Below are 20059 nucleotides of genomic sequence, written 5' to 3'. Positions count from 1 at the left end.
AAGGTGACCGGATGCGTAATGTCATTAATAAAATGTGCTCCCTGATATCCGGGGGGTCTCATCTCTTACTAACTTTCAATAAGATTAGAGGGTAGGGGGGAGTTTAATCCCTTTTAACATATCAGGGGAGATTTGCATCTTTTCCATTACATTTCCGCCACTTATTTTGTCGAGAATTTGTTGAGCCATCCCTTTTAATTCTTCTGGAATTGGCAGGTCATTAGCAGACGGCATCCCATGCATCGCTGTAGTCAGGGTTAGGTTTACCATAGCCATTAGTTTTTCATAACTTTGCTGTTGAATAAAGTACGCTTTGATAAGAGGATATCTGTTCATTAATCGGACCTTAAGATCAAGAAGAGCAATAGTGTCTTTCTCCGGGGCGATTTTACTAATCATTTGAGTGGTTACAATCCCGCGTTCCTTCTCCTGGTACTGAGCAAACGCTTCCTTGCTGGCTGGATCAGCCATAATGGCAGCTTCAGCAGCTTTTAATTCCTGTACTTCGGGAGTTTGGGACAGGGCTTCCCCCAGTTCGCGGGCCTTGTCAATGTAATTCATAGGGCTACCTCCTTTTTTCCTACTACAAAATATGCGTTTGAATGCATACTGGTGTATAACGCATACACCTGATCGGCAAAGAATGCCTGTAGAAAGAAGAAGGAAAGTAGTCGAGGATGTAGAATATTGATAGAGGAAGGACATACAAACAGTTGCTAAATAGGTAGAACAAATATGTATGAATGTGAACATTTCTACTGAGAAATTAGGACGCATCAGGAAAAATAAAATAAGAACTAGCCCCAGTCTTTCAATGTGAAAATTGAACCCTTAAAAAGTGCTAAAAACTTCAACTTAACGAAGATATGGTCAAACTAGTAAGTGCCGTCACCTCCTTTAGTGCAAGGCTTTATGGTGTTTGAGGTTGTCGGTAACTTAATGCAGACCATAGAAGTGTTGGAGCTAGAACGAGGTGAGTTCAACGAAGACCACGATGAAGGCGATTCTAACAGACCTCACAGTTGAGCAAAAAGGACTCATAGATAATATGATGATCGTTTTTGGTACTGCCATTCGCTATTCCTTTAAGCGACAGCTCGAAGGGCAAACTATTGGTCATTTGGAGAAAGTGGTAGCTAATAAATATAAGCTCAATATCCGACAGGCTAAAGATGCTGTTGAGTCAGCGAGACAGACTATTGCTTCTCAACACGAACTCGTAAAGCTTTACTGCGGGAATTACCGCAAAAAAGTGGACGCACTCGTGAAAAAATTAAAGTATCCCGATCTCAATGAGCGTAAACGAAAAGCCTTAACCTCAAAGTTAGCAAAACGACAACACAAACTGGATTACTGGACAGCGTTCCTAACCACTAAGACTTTTCCGCCTGTCACATTTGGTACGAAGGCCATGTTTATCAAGCGTTGTAAGGGGCTAATCACGAAGCAAGAATGGCAAGATTTCCGAAATGACCGTTTTTATAGTCGTGGAGATAAGTCTAAAGGTGGGAATCCTAATCTAAGGGTTGTTTTTAAAGAAGGCATTAGCTTTTTACAAATCTCAACTTTTGAGAAGACAGCTACGAACCGAGCGGTTAAGGTTTTAATGCCCATTTATCTACCACAAAAGCTGTCTAAAAAAACAGGCAAAGTCAACGGATTTAACTATCGGCAAATGTTCATAGACTCGCTAGAGCGTGGTGATGCTTATCAGGTTGAGTTGCTCAAGAGAGACGGTAAGTATTACGCTCACATCACCTTTGAAGAGCTCGAAGCCAAAGTGATTTACACAGCACATCTCAGTATGATCGGGGTAGATACAAATCCTGACGGTTTTGGAATCACCAAAGTAAGTAGACAAGGTAATTATCAAGGTCACGCCTATCTAAAGCAGCCTGAATTGACTTGCTGTTGTAGTAATCGAAGACTTAACTTATGCGGTGAACTTGTTAAGGACGCGGTTAATAAAGCCGAAAGACATCAATGTGGGATGGTAGCCGAAGACTTAAAGTTTAAAGATGACCGCGATGTTACGACTAAGTTAGCAAGAGCATCAAGCCAGTTTGTCTACGCCACACTCCTTCGGATGCTAGAGAGACGATGCTTACGCCGGGGGGTTGAGCTTTCTAAGGTAAAACCTCAATACACAAGCAAAATTGGGTTGTATAAATATTGTCATCAGTATGGACTAGATGTTCATAATGGAGCGGCTTTAGTGATTGCAAGACGAGGCTACGGTTACAGAGAGGCTGTACCTAAGTTGCTTTTAGACAAACTGATTCCGAAGAAAATGCTAACGGTATTTATAGCGAAGCAAGAATGGGGTCAATGGAGCGAAATAACTAAACAGGTTAACAAATTATTTAAACAACGAAAGGAAGTGAACACGCCTGGTTTATGGCTAGTACGTAGGAAACTTCTCCTAGGTAATTGCTGACGATTAAACTTAAACTAATCGACTGCACAAGTACACTTAGTTGAAAGGCTTGTGCGGAGTGACCTTTAAGGGCGACCAACAGTCGCACATCTGTTGTACTTAATGGAGGGACTCCATAGGCTTGACGGATGTTTAATACGAAAGTATTAACCCTAGTGGCTGAATCCTGTGGCGCTACCACTTTGTTTAGTCGACAAAGTGAAGATATTAGGCAAATGTATAGAATTGTTTAGTATTTAGAAACCAGGAATATTAATGCGTACGTATCGATTGCAAATACGCCTAATTCAAGTTGCAGTGGGGCTAGCCCTTATTGTCTTGATCGCGGGTTTTACAGGGTTTTGGGGCGAAGGAGCTAAGGTGTCGGATGTTCCGGCGAAGTCCAACCAATCAGAAACTGATTCAACACTAAGCAATCCCAAGATTGTTGCATTAGGAGACTCCTTTACTTTAGGATATCCTTTAGATCCGGATAAAGATTCTTGGACTGTAACTTTGGCAGAGGTTCTTAAGGTGACTGTGGTAAATAAGGGAAAGACAATGCAAAATGCTAAGAACCTATTAGATCGTTTTGACACAGACGTTGTTGCCGAAAAGCCCGGTAGAGTGATTATATTTGCCGGAATCGGAGATGCCCTGCAAGAGGTGCCCCTCACAGAAATTCAGAAGAATATCAAAGCGATTGTGGAAAAAGCAAAAGCTAATCATATTACCCCTATCTTGGCGTTGCCAATCGGCTACCCGGGGGTTCGCGATAGTATTGAAGAGATTCGAGAGTGGGAGTTGGGATACGCTCAAGAGGAGGAAATTTTGACTTTAGATTTTTCCAACCCCTTGTTTGATTCAGAAGGAAAATATAAAGACGGGTTAACCATTGATGGAAAGTATCCAAACGCTAAAGGATATAAGGCCATGGGGAATTATGCTGCTGAAGTTTTGAAGTAAAATTAATAATAAAGTCATCCTAAGGATAAGGATAGTGTGAAAATTGCTACCTAATAAAACTTAGAAGTTGATATGCAAAAAGTAAGGACGCAACGAAATATTAGTTCGTTATGTCCTTACTTTTTGCATTAGTTGTATCCTTCGATAAAGACTTCATAATTTCTTATATTTCTGTAGAGTATAGAAGAGATCGCCCGCCATTACTTACTGGCATCATTCCATCTTATCAGGCTGGGAGCATCAGACTGATCAAAGCAAAAGCGATAAATCCAATAGTTCCCCCCAGTAAAGCATAACGGGGATGACGCTCTCTGGAAAGGGGCATTAGTTCCGCGAAAACCAGCAAGGTCATAGCACCGGCAGCGAAGGCCAGAAAAAAAGCCAGGGAATTTTGAACGCTTTCCAAAGCGAGAAGACCCAGTATGGCCCCCAGGGGAGTGAAAAAGGCAATTCCAATATTCAGAAGAAGAATCTTCCACCAACGGATCTGAGCCATTTTTAAGGGAGCCGTTGTTGCCATTCCTTCAGGAAGGTTATGTAATGTAATCCCAAAGGCGATTAAAAACCCCAGTCCAGGAGCAGCTTCTTGGCTGACCGCTATGGCCATCCCTTCGGGGATATCGTGTAAGGCAATTCCAGTAGCAACGAGAAGTCCGGTTCTTTTAAGACGTTGTCTTCTTGACAATGGCAGAGTATTCGAGGTGGTATTGAGACGAATGTCTGCCAAGTACATAAATATCAGACCGAGGACAAACCCTAATCCCACTTGATGTGGCGGCCCAACTTCCCAGGCCTCGGGAAGCAAATCCACACTCACCACCGCCAGCATCACTCCACCGGCACCAGCCAACAGGGAGGCTAAAACACGCTCTTTTGGCTTCCCAAACATTAAGACTAGCAGGCTGCCTAAGGTTGTGGCCAATCCGGCTATCATACTAATCCAGACAATCTCCAAAATGTCGTTCATAAGGAACTCCTTTCTACGAATCATCGGATACAAATATTTATGGCTGAAAAGGATGCTTTATACTGATCTTAGAATTTGTCCCTTAGAATAATATAATTTGTTTGCCTACTTTGTTTAAACCTTCACATTCCTGGACAGGCTTTGTATAGAGAAAGAATGTCGGAGAGGGGTTCGGAAATGAAGGTTCGGTTTATTGCCTTAACAATTATACTTAGTATGATAGGAATTATGGCTTTTGGAGTACTTCGAGAAACTATTCCGGTGGGAATCGCCAAAGAAGAGACAATGGCTCAAACACCGGATCAATTAATTCGTTTTCACGTGCTGGCTAATTCAGATAGTGAGGAAGATCAAGCTTTAAAGAGAGCGGTTAGAGATGCAATCTTGAAGGAAGTGTCGCCTCAGTTGGCTGCTGCCCAGTCCTTAGAAGAATCTCGGAAAATCGTCCAAAGGATTAGGCCTGATATGGAAGAGATTGGACTTTCTGTAATCCATTCCTGGAATAAAAACTACACGGTTCACACAGATTACGGGCATTTTCCCTTTCCTACTAAATCTTACGGAACCCTGGTGCTGCCTGCCGGGCAATATGAAGCACTACGTGTCGTGATAGGCGAGGGACAAGGATCAAATTGGTGGTGTGTACTATTTCCGGCCCTTTGTTTTGTAGATATCGAGAATTCCACCGCAGTTCAAGTGGATGGAAAAAGTCAGACGGAGTATGCTTTGAAAAGCCCGCCTAAGGTGCGTTTATTCTTCTGGGAGAAGATAAAAGAATTCTTGATCTAGTATGTGATTTATGTGTCAAGAAATTGGCTTTAATTAGATCAGCTCAGATCTTTTTTGCCGGAACCTGTACTATTTTTTTGGACAAAGCATAAGGTTAAAAAAGAGGAATTGAAGACTTCTGCGCAAGAAGTCATCTTCTTCTACAAGCCTTTAATTTGTCTGAGGAAGGGGCAGCAATTATGAAAGTACGGGTTCGGAAGTATAGTCTTCTGGGGGTAGTTTTCCTCAGCTTGATCCTGATGACCGGCTGTGGAACGCTAGAAACACTTGTGAAAAAGGATGGAGCCTCAACTCCATTGGCTGACTGGATAGGATCAACCGGGGATAAAGAAACGACAATCCCCGCATCAACCGCAACAGGAGAAGGAAAGGTGGTAGCCCTTTATTATCCTGATCCCAGTGGAAAGTATCTACTCAAGGAAGAGCGAACCTTGCCAAAAACAGTGAGCCTCGCCAGAGAGACCGTTGTCCAGTGGCTAAAAGGTCCCTCAGGAAATGATTTGCTGGCCTCAGTATCTACAACTACGACCTTGCGAGATATTGCCATCAAAGACAGTGTGGTTATTGTAGATTTAAGTAAAGAGTTTTTACAACCTAACTCTAAAGTGGCCCCTGAGATTGCCCTGTATGGCTTAGTTAATACCTTGACCCAGTTTTCCACAATAAAGCAAGTTCAAATCCGTGTCGATGGCCAACCCATTAGTAAATATGGAACCATTGACGCATCAAATTTGGTCTACAAAGCCAATCTGGTTAAATCAGAGGTTTCAGGGAAAGCGGTGACACCTAATACCGGAACCGGAAATTCAGGTTTAGGGATAGTAGTCCCGGATTATAATAACAGCGGTAACGACAGTACTAATAGCAGTAATAACAGTAGTAATAAGAATAGTAATAATGAAAGCAAGAATAACGGAGCTCTCAAAGATTCTCCCAGTTCAATTAATCTATTTAATTATCCTCCAAGTTCAACCTAATAAATCAAAAGTAAAAGTAATTAAAAATCGCCACAAAAATAACCACGTTGTTTAAATCGTGGTTATTTTTGTGGCGATTTGTATTAAAGAGCATTCCAAGTAATAATGATGATTTGAATCAATCAATAAGCTCATATTTCTTCAATCTTTCCTCTTTTGATTCTTCTAAAGAGATATCATTAGAGAGAGTACCAAAAAATGACTTCATAGTTTCCACTTTGTCGTCTTCTATTGGAGAAGTAAGTTTTGCATTCTTGGTGATAATAATTTCCTCATCATTAACGAGTGTTAAGTATTTTTCAATATTTGTTATAAATTCACTCATAGTAATAAGCAATTCAAATCACCTCTTTGACAATTAATAGATGATTTATTATAAAAAAATTGTACTGTATTTAAAGCGTCAAATCGTTCTATTATATGCGTACATATTATTAAGAGCAATATAAAGGTCGAATGTTCAACTTTAGATGAACGAAAGTTCATATTCGACTAGAATCCTTATTTAAGTTCTAACTAGTATTTTAGGTAACTTGTTTATTTTGTACTGAATATTATCCCAAACTGTGATAATATAGAATTGTTAAAATATTTGTAAAATTGGGAGGTGGGATGACTGGCAAATGAAGAAATAATAAAGCAGCTGGAGGAAACCTTAAGACGAGCAAATGCAATTTTGTTTAAGCGTGGCCGATCGGTTCTAGTAGATATGGATATTTCTGAGCTTCAGTTCAATGCACTTTTATGCATTCGAGAATATGGGCCTTTAACTATGGGTGATCTATGCAAAAACTTATATGTAGCATGTAGTACAGCAACGGATTTAGCAGATCGAATGGAATTTGCAGGGCTTGTCGAACGTGTACGAGCTGAAAAGGATCGGAGAGTAGTCGCGCTTCACTTGTTACCAAGAGGAAATGAAGCACTGGATGCAGTAATCGCCGAAAGACAAAAATTTATCAGCGAAATCATCAAAGATTATACCGATGCCGAATACGAAGAACTGTCTCGCAGTTCAAAACTCCTTGCTGAGAAAATGGAATTAGTAGAAGTTTAACTCTCGACAATCGCCCTCGTTTAAGAAGTCTTAAGCGAGGGCATTATTATTGATAAAACGAAACGTGTATGAACGGGCAATTCGCCCCTTACTTTCTCCCTCCAGAGAAAGACAAAAATCGCCCCCTCATCCCTTCACGTCCCCAACCCCCGTTGACCAGAAATTAAGGGGCGAATTGCCAAGAGAACACTTTAGTGAAGTTCACGCTAAAGCGAGTGCCGATGCTGAAGGCCAATTGCGCCCAGGTTCACATCGTAGAGCGGCCCAGAGGTTGGCGCAATTCCTTCAGCATCTAACGAGCTAGTGAAACGTAACGTGTGTGAACGGGCAATCTGCCCCTTACTTTCTTATTTCTTCATAAAATCTTCAAAACTTTCCTAGATACATCACAAAGATTAACGTTATACTTATATCAACAACAAAAGGGGAAAAGTGGTGGTATGAAAATGAAGATTGTTTTAGTCGATGATGAACCGGAAATTCTTACCCTGGTGAGGGATTACCTCTCGCGGGAAGGATATAACGCCCTAACTGCAACCAATGGAGTAGAAGGGATGGAGCTTATCGAACGGGAAAAGCCGGATCTTGTCTTGCTGGATTGGATGCTCCCGGGCATAAGTGGGCTGGATATGTGCAAACGTTTGCGTGAAACCAGTACCATACCGATTATCATGCTGACGGCAAAATCCGAGGAAATTGATCGGGTTCTTGGTTTAGAGTTTGGCGCAGACGACTATATTGTTAAACCATTTAGCCTTCGGGAATTAGTCGCTCGAATCAAAACTGTACTTCGCCGCTCGTCAGGGGTTTCCCAGGAATACACTTCTTCAGTAATAATTCGAGGAGAGATTAGCTTAGACGTCTCCAGTCATAAGGTCTTAAAGCGCGGACAGGAAGTCCTTCTAACTCCTACAGAATTTAATATACTGCATTTACTTGCTACACGTCCGGGAACTGTTTACAGTCGTCTGCAGCTTTTACGGCAGGCCATGGGGGAAGAATATCTTTACTATGAACGTTCCATTGACACCCACGTCTCCAACCTGCGCAAGAAAATTGAGGACAACCCCAGTGAGCCAAAGTATATTGAAACCGTTTTTGGCGTAGGGTATCGGTTTGGTGAAGGCTTGTGACTTTACGCAGGAAGTTTATTATCAGCTTAATTGGCATGGTTTTTTTTATGGCTATTTTTTTCACAGCTATAGCCTTAATCACAACCCAATCTTTACTTGGGCATGCGGAAACCTATGTCCAACAAGCCTATGGTGAAAGTTGGAGGAGGCTTTTAAGTGGCTACTATGAAGCTCATAACAGCTGGGATGGAGTTCAGGGGTATATTACCAAAGTCAGCGAGGCTGAACGCCGGTTTGGGCCAAATTTAGAAGGGGTTGATCTTGAAGGAAGGCCCCGGCTTTTTGTCGTTGGAGTTCCCCCGGAACAAACTATTCCCGGACAGGACTTGAGAATAAAAACACGACGGGAAGGCCCACCCTTTTGGGTATTTGATCTGGAGAGTAAGGTTGTAGGGGACTCAGGGAATAAAGACCTGGCTAAAACTATTTCCCAGTTACCCAATAGTAATAAAATCCCTAAGCAATGGGAAGAGATCAAGGTTAAGGAACAGATAGTAGGGTATTATTGGCAGGAAACCCCGATTGTTACCGGTTCAAATAATCGACTGGCCAAAACCATTGGAACCTCGATTATTCAAGCTATGCTCATCGGTTTAGGGCTTACATCCTTTGTAGCTTTAATCTTGGGGATGTTATTAACCCGGCATTTTACGAAACCCCTTAATCATTTGATGGAAGCTGTTCGCAATGTAGGGAATGGGGATTTGTCCTCCAGAGTTGATGTCAAGGGCAAGGGAGATATTGCAATCTTAGCTCAAGACTTTAATCGAATGACGGAACAATTAGCTCGCAATGAAGAAGTTCGCCGCAACATGGTGGCAGATATAGCTCATGAATTGCGCACACCACTTTCAGTCATCCTCGGAAAACTTGAATCAATCCAGGAAGGGGTTTTACCCTCAACTCCGGAAACTATTCTGCCTATACAAGACGAAACTTTAAGACTTATTCGCTTAGTCCGGGATCTGCAACAGTTAAATCTTGCGGAAGCGGGAAAGTTACCCATGTCTTTAAAACCGGTAAATCTAAGGAAGTTAGTAGAAAGGATCACAGAGCAATTTGCCATTGAATTCGAGGAGCGAGGATTAGTTGTCGAAATCAAGGGAGAGGTAACCGATATTACAGGGGATCCTGACCGCCTGACCCAAGTCTTTGTTAATCTAATTGGTAATGCCCTTTTACATACCCCCCCGGGCGGATGTCTACAGGTGACCTTAGCGGAGATAGAACGGTTTGCCGAAGAAGGAACATTGGCCGAAAGGAACACTCATCGATTACGAGATGTCTTCCAACGTAAGGTGGATAAGATAGAGAAAGAAGAGAAACTGAATCATTCAAGAATGCCTAAAGCAACAGAAGGGAATCCAAAAGTATTTAAGAGTAAGGATAACTTAAATAGTTGGGTTCAAGTAACGGTAGAAGATTCTGGGGAAGGTATTCCCCAAGAGGAACTTGAGCATATTTTTAATCGCTTTTATCGAGTGGATAAAGCCCGAGAGCGAGAGAGCGGTGGAACCGGGTTAGGACTGGCTATTGCCAAAGAGTTTATCCAAGCCCATGGGGGTTCCATCGAAGTAAAGAGTACCCTGGGAGAAGGAAGTTGTTTTAAAATCTTATTGCCTAGGAGACAGAAGTAAACCCTATTCAGTGAGATCTGACAGCAGTTCTTCAGGTAATCCTCAGCTAATCCTGACAAGATCTTAAGAAGTTTATCGTTGTTTGAACATAATACTGTGATATTCTGATTTAGGAATTTTAACCAGTATTTAGAGTCATATTTAATCTTCCTTCTATATTAATGGAATTTCTCGAGAATACATAAAAGAGGAGAGAGAGCATGAACAAAAAATGGGTGACCATAGGGGTATTAAGCGTTTTGGTCTTGGGAGGGGGATATTGGGGCTATAAAAAGTATACGGCCAAACCAGTAACTTCAGCCAATATTACAGCAAAGGCTAAAATGGGAGATGTTAGCAGGGTTATCACGGCAACCGGAACCGTTAATTATCCCCAGTCCATACCCTTGCAGTTTTCCAACAATGGAGATGTGACTAGGGGACAGGTGGTAGAGTTGAATTTCAAGGTGGGAGATACGGTTCAAAAGGGTCAAGTACTCGCTAAAATTGACGAAACAAACCTTAGAGCGGATGTTGTTCAGCAACAAGCCAATTTAGCAGTGGCTCAGGCTAAGTTTCAATCCCTTTATGATAGCTATAATCAACAAACAAAGGCTCAAGCTCGGTCAGAACTTGCCAAGGCACAGAAGAGTTTGACTGCAGCTCAGCAGGATGCGGATTCAGCCTATTTGGCAAACCAAGTCACCTTAGCTAATGAGAAAGTTAAACAGGCTAGTGATGTTTTAGCTAAGGCCCAGCGGAACGGAGACGCTTCATCAATTCAATCTGCTCAAAACTCTTTAAACGATGCCTTATCGGCCTTAACAACGGCCAAAAACGCCCAAAATGGAGGGGCAGCCAGGGCCTTAGAAGCAGCTCAAGCGGATGTGGACGCTGCTGAATATAAAATGAACCAGCAAGAGGCGGGGCCGACAGCTGCTGATATTGCATCGGCGCAAGCTAATGTAACTCAAGCCCAGGCTCAACTTGATAGTGTAGAGGCCAAGTTGTCGGGAGCGACTATTGTTGCCCCAACGGATGCTATCGTTATTGATTCCAATTTACAACTGTATCAGTATACGAGTGAGGATTCCAAGATTACCATTACTCCTGCAGGATCCTCAGGAAGTAGTCTTGAAGTAAATGCCTCTATTGACCAGGCTGATATTGCCCAAGTTAAAGTGGGACAGAAAGTGGACATTACCCTTGATGCCTACGCGGATGACCATAGTACCGGAGTTGTAAGCTTAGTTGCTCCTCAAGGAACAACCACTTCCAACGTTACAACCTTTGAAGTTACAGTGGCAGTAGAACAAGCCAGCGATAAACTGCGTTCGGGAATGAATGCTAATATTGACATTATGGTGGAAGAAGCCAAGAATGTGCTAACCGTTCCCAGCGAGGCGGTTAAAACCAGAGGTGACAAAAAAGGGGTTATGATCCCTGGGTCAGACCCAGCTAAAACCGGACAGACCGGAGCCAATGGTCAATTTGTTCCGGTAGAATTTGGCTTGGACGATGGTGAAAATATCGAGGTTAAAAGTGGGATAGAGGAAGGACAAGAGGTTATTACTATAGTTGGTAGTTCAACCGCCACAGCAGCGAAATCTACAGGAGGACTTAGAATAGGTGGAGGAGGAGGGGCAGCCGCCGGCGGCCCACCCCCGGGATCAAAGTAAGAGAAAAGATCCGTCTCTGAATTTTTCAGGATAGAGGAGGGTTGTTGTTTGATAACGCTAAAAGGGATCAAAAAGATTTACGCTAATGGGGACATTAAAGTTGCGGCCTTAGGCGGCGTGGATTTACATGTGGGAGAAGGCGAATTTGTTTCCATCATGGGGCCTTCCGGGTCGGGTAAGTCGACGATGATGAATATACTTGGTTGTTTAGATACTCCCACTGAAGGAGAATATTATCTTGATGGAACAGATGTGGCAAAAGCCAGCGGCGATGAATTATCTGTGATTCGCAATCGTAAAATCGGCTTTGTATTTCAAGGCTTTAATCTCCTCCCTCGAACTATGGCTGTTGAAAACGTAGAACTCCCCCTGCTTTATGCAGGAGTAGGTACTAAAGAACGACATGCTCGCGCTGTAGCTGCGTTAGAATCCGTCGGCCTCGGCACACGAATTCATCACCGTCCTAAAGAGTTATCCGGTGGACAACAGCAGCGGGTAGCTATTGCTCGAGCCCTTGTCACGAAGCCTTCAATCATCTTAGCGGATGAGCCTACGGGAAACCTGGACAGTCGATCAAGTGAAGAAGTTATGGCCATTTTCCAGCGTCTCCATGCCGAGGGAAATACTATTATTATCGTAACCCATGAACCGGATATTGCAGAGTTTACCCAGCGGATTGTACGTTTTCGAGACGGTCACATTGAAGGGGACGAGATCGTAAAAGACCCCCGCCGAGCAAAAGCGCAAATCGAGGAGGGAAGAGCAGAGTGAACTTTTTAGAAAGTATCCGAGTCTCTCTCAGAGCTTTGCGAGCCAACAAACTAAGATCTATGTTGACTATGCTCGGGATTATCATTGGAGTAGCTGCGGTTATTGCCATGGTCGGAATCGGGAACGGGGCAACGGCTTCAATTACTTCACAGATTCAGGGTATGGGTTCAAACTTGCTGACAATTAGCGCCGGCCAGTCAAATACCGGAGGGGTAAAAGGCGGAGTGGGTAGCTCCTCCAGTTTAGACATGGCGGATGCTTCTAAGATTCGAGTTGGGACGGCTGTGAAAGCTGTTGCTCCGGTTGCCAATACTAATGCCCAAGTAGTCTTGGGAAGTGGAAACACCTCTACCAGCATTAATGGTACGACTGAAGAATATGAAACCATTAAAAATGTTACAATTGCCCGGGGGAGATATATCACTGAAGAAGATGTGAATAAGAGCGCAAGAGTAGCGGTTCTTGGTCCAACTGTTGTAGAAAACCTACTGGGAGATGCCAATGGGGATATTATTGGAAAGAACATTAAAATTAATAATGTACCCTTTCAAGTCATCGGTGTGACGACTGCAACAGGCTCGACGGGATTTCAAAGTAGTGATGACATGATCACTGCTCCTATTTCAACGGTTCAGGCTCGCTTGATCGGTAAAAAAACCGTACGTAATATTTTGGTTTCTGCCTCATCTGAGGATCTTATGCAGACAGCTCAGGATGAAATTACTGCGGCTTTACGCAAGGCCCATAATATTCAGGATGGTAAAGCCGATGACTTTAGAGTTCAGAATCAGGCGGATATGTTAGAAACCATGCAAAGTGTTACACAGACCCTAACCATGCTCCTGGGTGGAATTGCCGGGATTTCCCTGCTAGTTGGGGGAATCGGAATCATGAATATCATGCTTGTCTCAGTAACAGAGCGAACTCGGGAGATTGGAATTCGGAAAGCCATTGGAGCCAAAAGTATGGATATTCTTCTCCAGTTTCTTATTGAAGCCGTCGTACTAAGTATCTTAGGCGGAGGGATAGGCATTGCCCTGGGGTATGGAGGATCAAACCTAGTTGGGAAGGCCTTATCCATGAGTACCAGTATTTCTCTGGCATCAGTGGTGATGGCTTTTGGTTTCTCCGCCGGTATAGGAATTATTTTCGGAGTTTTCCCGGCACGTAAAGCAGCCGCAATGGATCCTATCGACGCTTTAAGATTTGAATAAAGTTATCTTTAGAAAGTAAGGGGACATTGCTTTGTTCACACACGTTCCCGCTCCCTCGCTCGTTGGATGCTAATTAGGAGAGAGAAAGGAAGAAATTTAGTGATCAAAAAGAAACGCACTCAGACAGTTTTAAGTATCCTTATGATGGCACTTTTGCTGATTGGTATGTTACCGGGGATGTTGTTGGCTGCTGATGAAAGTGGTACTGACATTAATGGTGAGACTTACACTACCTTAAGAGGGTTAACCTTTGTGTCCGAAGAAGAGTCTACCGTAATTATTGGAGAAACGACGGATGTGGAGTTTAAGCTAAACCGTATTCCGACGAGTAAGCTCTTTACCGGGTCGGTCAATGCTACGTTAACAGATTCCCAAGGAAATGTGACTTACTATTCCGTATCCGGGGGCGGGGGTTATTACAGTTTATCCAATCTCACCTTGTACACTCCCGGAGAATATACTTTAAAGGTCAGTGCTGTTTCCCCCAACAAGGGTTCGGCAACGGGGATAATCAAGGTTTTGGACGCTGTAGCAACCGTAACAGATTCACTCAAGGTTCACGTTGATAATTCCGTAAGTGTAAAACTCACGGATTCAGAGGGGAAGGTTTTGGATCAAAGGTCAGTGACAGTAGACGGGACAAAGGTTGATGCTAGTCCGGCAACCCAAAGCTACACTACCTTAAGTGATGGAACCTTTATCCTAAACATCAACCCGGAAAAAGCTGGCAATGTGGACATCATTTTTGGGGGAAAGGTCATAAAATCCATACCTGTTGAAGCGGCTTATGAAACGGGGAGTCGCATCGGTTCCCAGGCTTCGGATAATGTGGCACTTTCCGTTGAGATCGCTAGGCAAGGGTGGACCAGTGCACCAAATGTGATTTTAGCAAGAGATGATCAGTTTTCTGATTCCCTTGCCGCAGCGCCACTGTCAAAAAAGCTGGATGCACCAATTCTTATGACCGGTTCTGCGACCTTAGATTCAAGGACATTAACTGCGTTACATGAGTTAGGGGCTAGGAACATATACATTGTTGGCGGAACCGTCGCTGTTTCCCAAACCATTGAAGATACATTAAGTAAAGACTTCACAGTGACTCGGATCGCCGGGCTGCAAGGTTATGATACAGCGGCCTTGATTTCTTCCCAGGTGGGTATTGATTCCACGCAAACCGTATATTTGGCTAATGGCTCCGCTATACCTGATGCTATTGCTATCAGTGCTTTTGCGGGGGCTCAAGGAAACCCAATCTTACTAACTGATAGAGATACGTTGCCGGCTTCTACGCTGCAGGCTTTGATTAATCTAAATGCCAAAAATGTTGTACTCCTAGGAGGAACAGCGGTTATCAGTAATTCCGTGGAAAATCAACTAAGCAACCGTTTCTTGGTTCAACGCTGGGGAGGTTATGATCGCTATGATACTCAAAGTCTGATCTTCCAAAATCTCCTTAACAAAGATAATCCTCAATCCCCCCTCTACTTTACTTCAGGGCTTGTTCGTCAAGATGATGTCAGTTCAGGAAAGCCCTATGCAGATGCTTTATTAACAGCTGCTTTGGCCGCAAAAAATGGAGGATTTGTAGCCATGACTCAGCCAAACTCTCTTCCCCCAAGCTTGAACTACTTCTTACTCTATAATAAAGGCTATATTTCCAAGTCAGCGGTTGTTGGCAACAACAGTGGAGTATCTTTTAATTTAGAGCAGCAACTTCGACAAATGCTCAGTCACTAAATCAGGATTCTTTAACTTTTAATTCCCTCAATACAATCTGACAGTCCCAAGAACCTAGTGGTACAGTTCTTAAACAGCGGTTTCCTTTCACTGAAAAAGTGAGGGAAACCGTTTTTGTTTTGTTGACAGCTCCCTTATGTACAAATTTGGGAGGCCTGCCTGAACTGCGAGAAGGATATTAATGGAAGTTGTTGAATATATAATTTTGTGGACTAAGACAGCTGAAGTAATTCAAATAAGTATTGAAAAAGGAGGTACTGCAGAGAGACCTTAGATATAGCAATTAAGATGAAAGGGTTGATAGAATTTGGTAAGAAAACCTCTGCCTTTAAACCTTATAGTTATCTGTATACTACTACTACAGTTAGTGGTCTGTCCGGTAAATACTCTAGGAAATGTCAAGCAAGGTATCACTATTGAGCAAGCAATCCAATTAGTCAAAGATAATTTTGGAGTGCCGGAAAGCTATTCCCAGCTTTCGACAGGAGAGAATGAATATTCTAATCGTACTACCTATTCGTTAAGTTGGAATTCAGACCAGGCACCCTACGGAAGCTTTCAGGCAGAGGTCGATGCAATTAGTGGAGAGATTTTAAGCATTAATCAATGGAATGAAAGTAAAACCTCGTCATTCAAACTTCCTGTCTTATCTTCGGAAGATGCCTCAAAAATTGCCTCAGAGTTAGTGACTAAATTAACGGGCAAGCATTTGCCAGAAATGCAGCTGATTAAAGAAAAACAACAGGTCTATGTCTTTAACGACTCTCAACCCTTTACTTATAATTATCGGTGGATGCGGGTGGTGAATGGAATTCCCTTCCCCGAAAACGGAGTCGCCATGAGAGTCAGTGGAGAAGATGGTCGTGTTATAAGCTACTACTATAATTGGACAGAAAATTTAGTTTTTCCTTCAGCTTCCAAGATTATTCCTGCGGAAAAAGCCCGTCAAGTTTTTACAGCTACGCCAATGCTTGAATTGCAGTATTTCCTACCGCCAATCCCTAACCCCCAAACCAAGGAAGAACAACGGGTACTCCTGGTCTATCAGTTGACAAATAACTATTTTGGGGGAGCCATAGATGCTCTGACAGGGAAACCGCTTACTCTGGATAAACCTATTCTTGCCTCTAGCTCCCTCTCAAGCCCCGCCAAGGCCGGCGGCTCATTATCTGCTGCACCTGTTCCGGAAGCAAGATTAAAAATATCAGCTTTTGAGGATAATACCCCAATCAGTGAATCCCCAGCGGATCAAGATTCTATAAACCCTTCAGATTATCAAATCACGCAAAAAGAAGCGGTAGAGATAGTGAAAAAAGCAGTAACTATTCCCAAGGACTTCATTCTCCGGAATTCAAACTTGAATCCGGACTGGTACAATCCCAATGAGCAGGTCTGGGATTTACATTGGAATACCGACTCTTATGATACTGGAGATCAACGCTTTCTTAGTGCTCGGGTCAATGCTCAGACCGGTGATCTAGTCAGTTTTAATCTATCCTACGGATTGAGTACTAATGACAAAGCTAAACCTGTTAGTCGCCGTGATGCCCAAAGAATTGCCGAAGACTTTCTCAAGCGTATTCAGCCCGAGAACTTTAAGCTCGTTAAGCTGGAAGGGGAAAACTTTTATCAAGGCAAAATGTCGCCTAATACTCAGCTGTTTAGTTACGTCAGGTTAGTTAATGGAATTCCGGTTTCCCACAATGGGATATTCTTGACTGTTGATACGAAAGCCAAACAAGTAACAAATTACGAAATGAACTGGTCAAACCAGGAGTTTCCAAGTTCTGCGGATGTTTTATCCCTTGATAAGGTAATTGAGCAGTTCTTAGAAATCCGTCCTTTAGCCTTGAAATACATGTTGATTTTTGATCCCAGTGGACCACAGCAAGTTCGCTTAGTCTATCAAGCAAATTCATATTACGATTTAGAACTGCCTGTTTTGCTGGACGCTAAAACCGGAAATCCCCTGGATTGGCTGGGAAACCCTCAAGCCCAGTGGTTTAAGGCCAATACTTATACGGATATTGAAGGTAATTATGCCGAAAAAGAAATCAGCTTATTAGGTCTGACCGGAGCCTTTGGAGAATACGGTGATAAGTTTTGTCCCGGTGAAAAAATAACCACAGGGGCTCTCATGCGGGCTATGTTAACTGCCGAAGCAGGCAATTGGGATAGGGTTATAAGTGATGAAGAGGTTCTAAATGTCGCCAAAGAGCGGGGCTGGCTGCTTGAGGATGGAAAACTGGAACAGGAATTAAGTCGAGAGAATTTATGCAAAATAATGATACGCGTCCTGAATATGGAAGACTCAGCTCAAGTCAAAGGGATTTATGGAGTGCCTTTTTCTGATGCCAGCGATATTAATCCTGACTCTATGGGGTATATTGCTCTTGCTTGGGGGTTGGGTATTATAAAGATTGACCAAAATATTTTTTCGCCAAATCAAGGTGCCACCAGAGCGGAAGCTGCCTATGCCTTAGTTCATGCATATACCGTCGGACGACAGATGAAGAGTTATCTGAGATAGCTCAGCCCACTCCCACCGAGAATCAGCCAATATCAGGATGAGATGATTTAACAGTTAACAGACAATAGTTCATCAAAATTAGAAGTGTCGTCGAAGGCCCCTTCGCTTAAGAAATTCATATAGTCCATTAAGAAGAACCTGTCTTTAGCTAGGCGGGTTCTTCTTTTTGATAGCCCAGCCATAAAGAAAAATAATTATTGATAATACTTATATAAAGCAGGGAATAGATAAGGAAGTGGAGAAGTAAATCGTAATTGGACTAGTCAACTGGGCCAAAAAGGATTATGCCTACATAGGATAGATGGGGCCAAAAGGATAAAAAGGTTAACAAGGTTAGAAGGTGATTATATGGAGCTAGATAGAAAAAGTGGTGTGCCCTATTATATCCAGCTTAAAGAGCAGATTCGTCGGCGAATCACACAAGGCATTTGGCCTGCAGGGACAAAATTACCACCGGAGCGGGAATTGGCTAAGAGCATAGCTGTCAGCCGAAATACGGTCAGTCAGGCTTATAAGGAGCTTGAAGCTGAAGGGGTTTTGTCCTCAGCCCGTGGAAAAGGAACCTTCGTGGAGGATACTGCCCTGATCATGCAGCAGGAAAGTCGTAAAGAGAAGGTCTTGCGTATAGTAGATTTAGCCATGGAGGAAGCAGTAGGTCTGGGTTTTAGTATCGATGATTTTGTCTCCTTTGTGCATGTGCGAGGTATGGAGAAAAAAGATCAGCTGTCTCGGATGAAGGTGGCCTATTTAGTCAGCAATCCTGAGCAATTAGCTGATGTCAATTGGAATCTCGGCCCCGGTGTTAATCTCTTCCCATTACTGCTTTCCGAACTTCAAGAATCCCCTCGTGCTCAGGAATGTATATCCGGAATGGATATGGCTATTACCGGGGTATCCCGTCTGGCAGAAGTTAAGATCCTGTTAGGGAAACAGCATATCCCTATTTTGGGGATTTCCCTGCAGCCTAGGCTTGATACAATTGTACGTATCGCCAAGCTGAGTATTGGCCGAGAATTCGCCCTGGTTTGTGAAAGTAACCAATATGCGGAGAAAATTAAGCTGGCCCTTAGGCAAGCGGGCTTATATCCTGCTTTTAGAACCCTGATTCAACCGAACGAGACTAATTTGCGTGAGGTCTTACCCCAATGTGGGGCGGTGATTTTAGCACCACGACTTCGTTTTAGAGTTGAAAAAGTACTTCCTGAGAATATGGAATGTATTGAGTTTCATTTTGAGCCGGATGCAGGCAGTCTTAACTTACTTAGAGGGGCTTTATTGGAACTAAAGGGGGAGAAATTTTGAAGAAGCAACGAATCATCGGTGTCTTCGACTCTGGAGTGGGCGGACTCACCGTGATGAAAGAAATATTAGAGCAAGTATTGGATGTTCGAATTGTCTATTTTGGAGATACCGCTCGGGTTCCCTATGGAAACCGTTCCAGGGAGGAGTTAATTCGTTTCGGAGAGGAAATTGTCACTTTCTTGATCGGTCAAGGTGCGGAGGTAATTGTTGTGGCTTGTAACAGCAGTTCTGCTACAGCCCTGCCTTTTCTTAGAGAACGTTTTGACGTACCGATGATTGGCATGGTTGAACCCGGTGCCCGCTATGCAGTGGAAAAAACCATAGCCGGAAGGATCGGGCTGATTGCCACGGAAACCACGGTGCGCAGTAAGGCTTATTCCAGCGCGGTAAGCCGGGCTTTGGCCAAAGGTTCCCTGCCGGAAGACCCTACACTTCGCGAATCCTGGCAGCATGGAGAACAGCCTATTGCCTTAGTTAAGGCCCAAGGTTGTCCCCTCTTTGTACCTTTAATTGAGGCGGGATTAGCTGAATCGGAACAAGCCCTGGGGATAGCTAAAACTTATCTTACGCCGCTGAAGGCAGCAGGGGTAGATACCCTTATTCTAGGGTGCACACATTATCCCTTTCTCGAACCTGTCTTGAATAAGATCTTAGGTGAAGATGTCCTGATTGTTGATCCCGCCAAGGCAGTTGTTAAAGAACTGGAGAATTTACTCAAGCATTTGGATGACTGGGAGCGGTCGGGGCTCCTCGAATCACCGCCTGCCTTAGGGAAAAAACCCTGGCGAGTGCGTTACTACGTAAGTGGAGATCCCGAACTTTTCAGACAAGTAGGTAATACCCTCCTCCAAGAACCGATTGGTCAGGTTGAACAAGTAGTGTTGGGCGAATAGTTCAGAGGTTTT

Annotated in this window: 17 protein-coding genes; 14 read left to right on the top strand and 3 right to left on the bottom strand. The window is 43.3% G+C overall.

Annotation, left to right across the window (positions count from 1 at the left end):
- Nucleotides 1-84: 84 nt before the first annotated feature.
- A complete protein-coding gene (locus DP73_RS02920) occupies nucleotides 85-561 on the bottom strand; it encodes a YlbF family regulator (RefSeq protein WP_034597291.1) in 477 nt (158 codons plus the stop codon).
- A gap of 412 nt (nucleotides 562-973) precedes the next feature.
- On the opposite strand from DP73_RS02920, the gene DP73_RS02915 reads away from it, so the two are divergent.
- Both DP73_RS02915 and DP73_RS02910 read left to right on the top strand, forming a co-directional pair.
- Entirely contained in the window at nucleotides 974-2437 is a 1464-nt protein-coding gene (locus tag DP73_RS02915; protein WP_052090350.1) for an IS200/IS605 family accessory protein TnpB-related protein, read from the top strand.
- Between the two features lie 255 nt (nucleotides 2438-2692).
- On the top strand, nucleotides 2693-3382 hold the full coding sequence (locus DP73_RS02910; RefSeq protein ID WP_034597290.1) for a GDSL-type esterase/lipase family protein: 690 nt from the start codon (nucleotides 2693-2695) through the stop codon (nucleotides 3380-3382).
- Between the two features lie 226 nt (nucleotides 3383-3608).
- On the opposite strand, the gene DP73_RS02905 is transcribed toward DP73_RS02910, so the two are convergent.
- Nucleotides 3609-4349 carry a ZIP family metal transporter gene (locus tag DP73_RS02905; protein WP_034597289.1) on the bottom strand — a complete coding sequence of 247 codons (741 nt, stop codon included), beginning with the start codon at nucleotides 4347-4349 and terminating at the stop codon, nucleotides 3609-3611.
- A 177-nt stretch (nucleotides 4350-4526) separates the two neighbouring features.
- Between DP73_RS02905 and spoIIR the strand changes: the two genes are divergently transcribed.
- Together spoIIR and DP73_RS02895 are read left to right on the top strand one after the other, a co-directional pair.
- On the top strand, nucleotides 4527-5138 hold the full coding sequence (gene spoIIR / locus DP73_RS02900; protein WP_034597288.1) for a stage II sporulation protein R: 612 nt from the start codon (nucleotides 4527-4529) through the stop codon (nucleotides 5136-5138).
- Nucleotides 5139-5317: 179 nt separating this feature from the next.
- Nucleotides 5318-6115: a GerMN domain-containing protein gene (locus tag DP73_RS02895; RefSeq protein WP_034597287.1), complete on the top strand. Its 798-nt coding sequence runs from the start codon at nucleotides 5318-5320 to the stop codon at nucleotides 6113-6115.
- A gap of 118 nt (nucleotides 6116-6233) precedes the next feature.
- On the opposite strand, the gene DP73_RS02890 is transcribed toward DP73_RS02895, so the two are convergent.
- Entirely contained in the window at nucleotides 6234-6452 is a 219-nt protein-coding gene (locus tag DP73_RS02890; protein WP_034597286.1) for a hypothetical protein, read from the bottom strand.
- 339 nt (nucleotides 6453-6791) lie between these two features.
- Here DP73_RS02890 and DP73_RS02885 point away from each other — a divergent pair, with 339 nt between their 5' ends.
- From DP73_RS02885 to DP73_RS02840, 10 genes are all read left to right on the top strand, one after another.
- Nucleotides 6792-7172, top strand: a complete 381-nt coding sequence (locus DP73_RS02885; protein ID WP_242865670.1) for a MarR family transcriptional regulator — start codon at nucleotides 6792-6794, stop codon at nucleotides 7170-7172.
- A 446-nt stretch (nucleotides 7173-7618) separates the two neighbouring features.
- Complete coding sequence (locus tag DP73_RS02880; protein ID WP_081962925.1) at nucleotides 7619-8305, top strand: response regulator transcription factor; 687 nt, start codon at nucleotides 7619-7621, stop codon at nucleotides 8303-8305.
- The gene (locus DP73_RS02875; RefSeq protein WP_034597281.1) at nucleotides 8302-9942 is read left to right on the top strand and encodes an ATP-binding protein; all 1641 of its coding nucleotides are present in this window, start codon (nucleotides 8302-8304) and stop codon (nucleotides 9940-9942) included. The genes DP73_RS02880 and DP73_RS02875 overlap by 4 nt, the downstream gene beginning before the upstream one ends.
- 200 nt (nucleotides 9943-10142) lie before the next feature.
- The gene (locus tag DP73_RS02870) at nucleotides 10143-11600 is read left to right on the top strand and encodes an HlyD family efflux transporter periplasmic adaptor subunit (RefSeq protein ID WP_034597280.1); all 1458 of its coding nucleotides are present in this window, start codon (nucleotides 10143-10145) and stop codon (nucleotides 11598-11600) included.
- 48 nt (nucleotides 11601-11648) lie between these two features.
- Nucleotides 11649-12371, top strand: a complete 723-nt coding sequence (locus DP73_RS02865; RefSeq protein ID WP_034597278.1) for an ABC transporter ATP-binding protein — start codon at nucleotides 11649-11651, stop codon at nucleotides 12369-12371.
- Complete coding sequence (locus DP73_RS02860; RefSeq protein ID WP_034597277.1) at nucleotides 12368-13585, top strand: ABC transporter permease; 1218 nt, start codon at nucleotides 12368-12370, stop codon at nucleotides 13583-13585. The genes DP73_RS02865 and DP73_RS02860 overlap by 4 nt, the downstream gene beginning before the upstream one ends.
- A gap of 99 nt (nucleotides 13586-13684) precedes the next feature.
- Nucleotides 13685-15322 carry a cell wall-binding repeat-containing protein gene (locus tag DP73_RS02855; protein ID WP_034597276.1) on the top strand — a complete coding sequence of 546 codons (1638 nt, stop codon included), beginning with the start codon at nucleotides 13685-13687 and terminating at the stop codon, nucleotides 15320-15322.
- Between the two features lie 307 nt (nucleotides 15323-15629).
- Nucleotides 15630-17852, top strand: coding sequence for a YcdB/YcdC domain-containing protein (locus tag DP73_RS02850; RefSeq protein ID WP_034597275.1), 2223 nt, complete (start codon nucleotides 15630-15632; stop codon nucleotides 17850-17852).
- Between the two features lie 348 nt (nucleotides 17853-18200).
- Complete coding sequence (locus DP73_RS02845; protein ID WP_034597274.1) at nucleotides 18201-19154, top strand: GntR family transcriptional regulator; 954 nt, start codon at nucleotides 18201-18203, stop codon at nucleotides 19152-19154.
- A complete protein-coding gene (locus DP73_RS02840) occupies nucleotides 19151-20047 on the top strand; it encodes a glutamate racemase (protein WP_081962919.1) in 897 nt (298 codons plus the stop codon). Before DP73_RS02845 ends, DP73_RS02840 begins: the two co-directional genes overlap by 4 nt.
- Nucleotides 20048-20059 lie beyond the last annotated feature (12 nt).

Origin of the sequence: Desulfosporosinus sp. HMP52 (assembly GCF_000765145.1) — a bacterium.
GTDB lineage: Bacteria > Bacillota > Desulfitobacteriia > Desulfitobacteriales > Desulfitobacteriaceae > Desulfosporosinus.
This window is presented reverse-complemented; position numbering and strand designations above follow the sequence as displayed.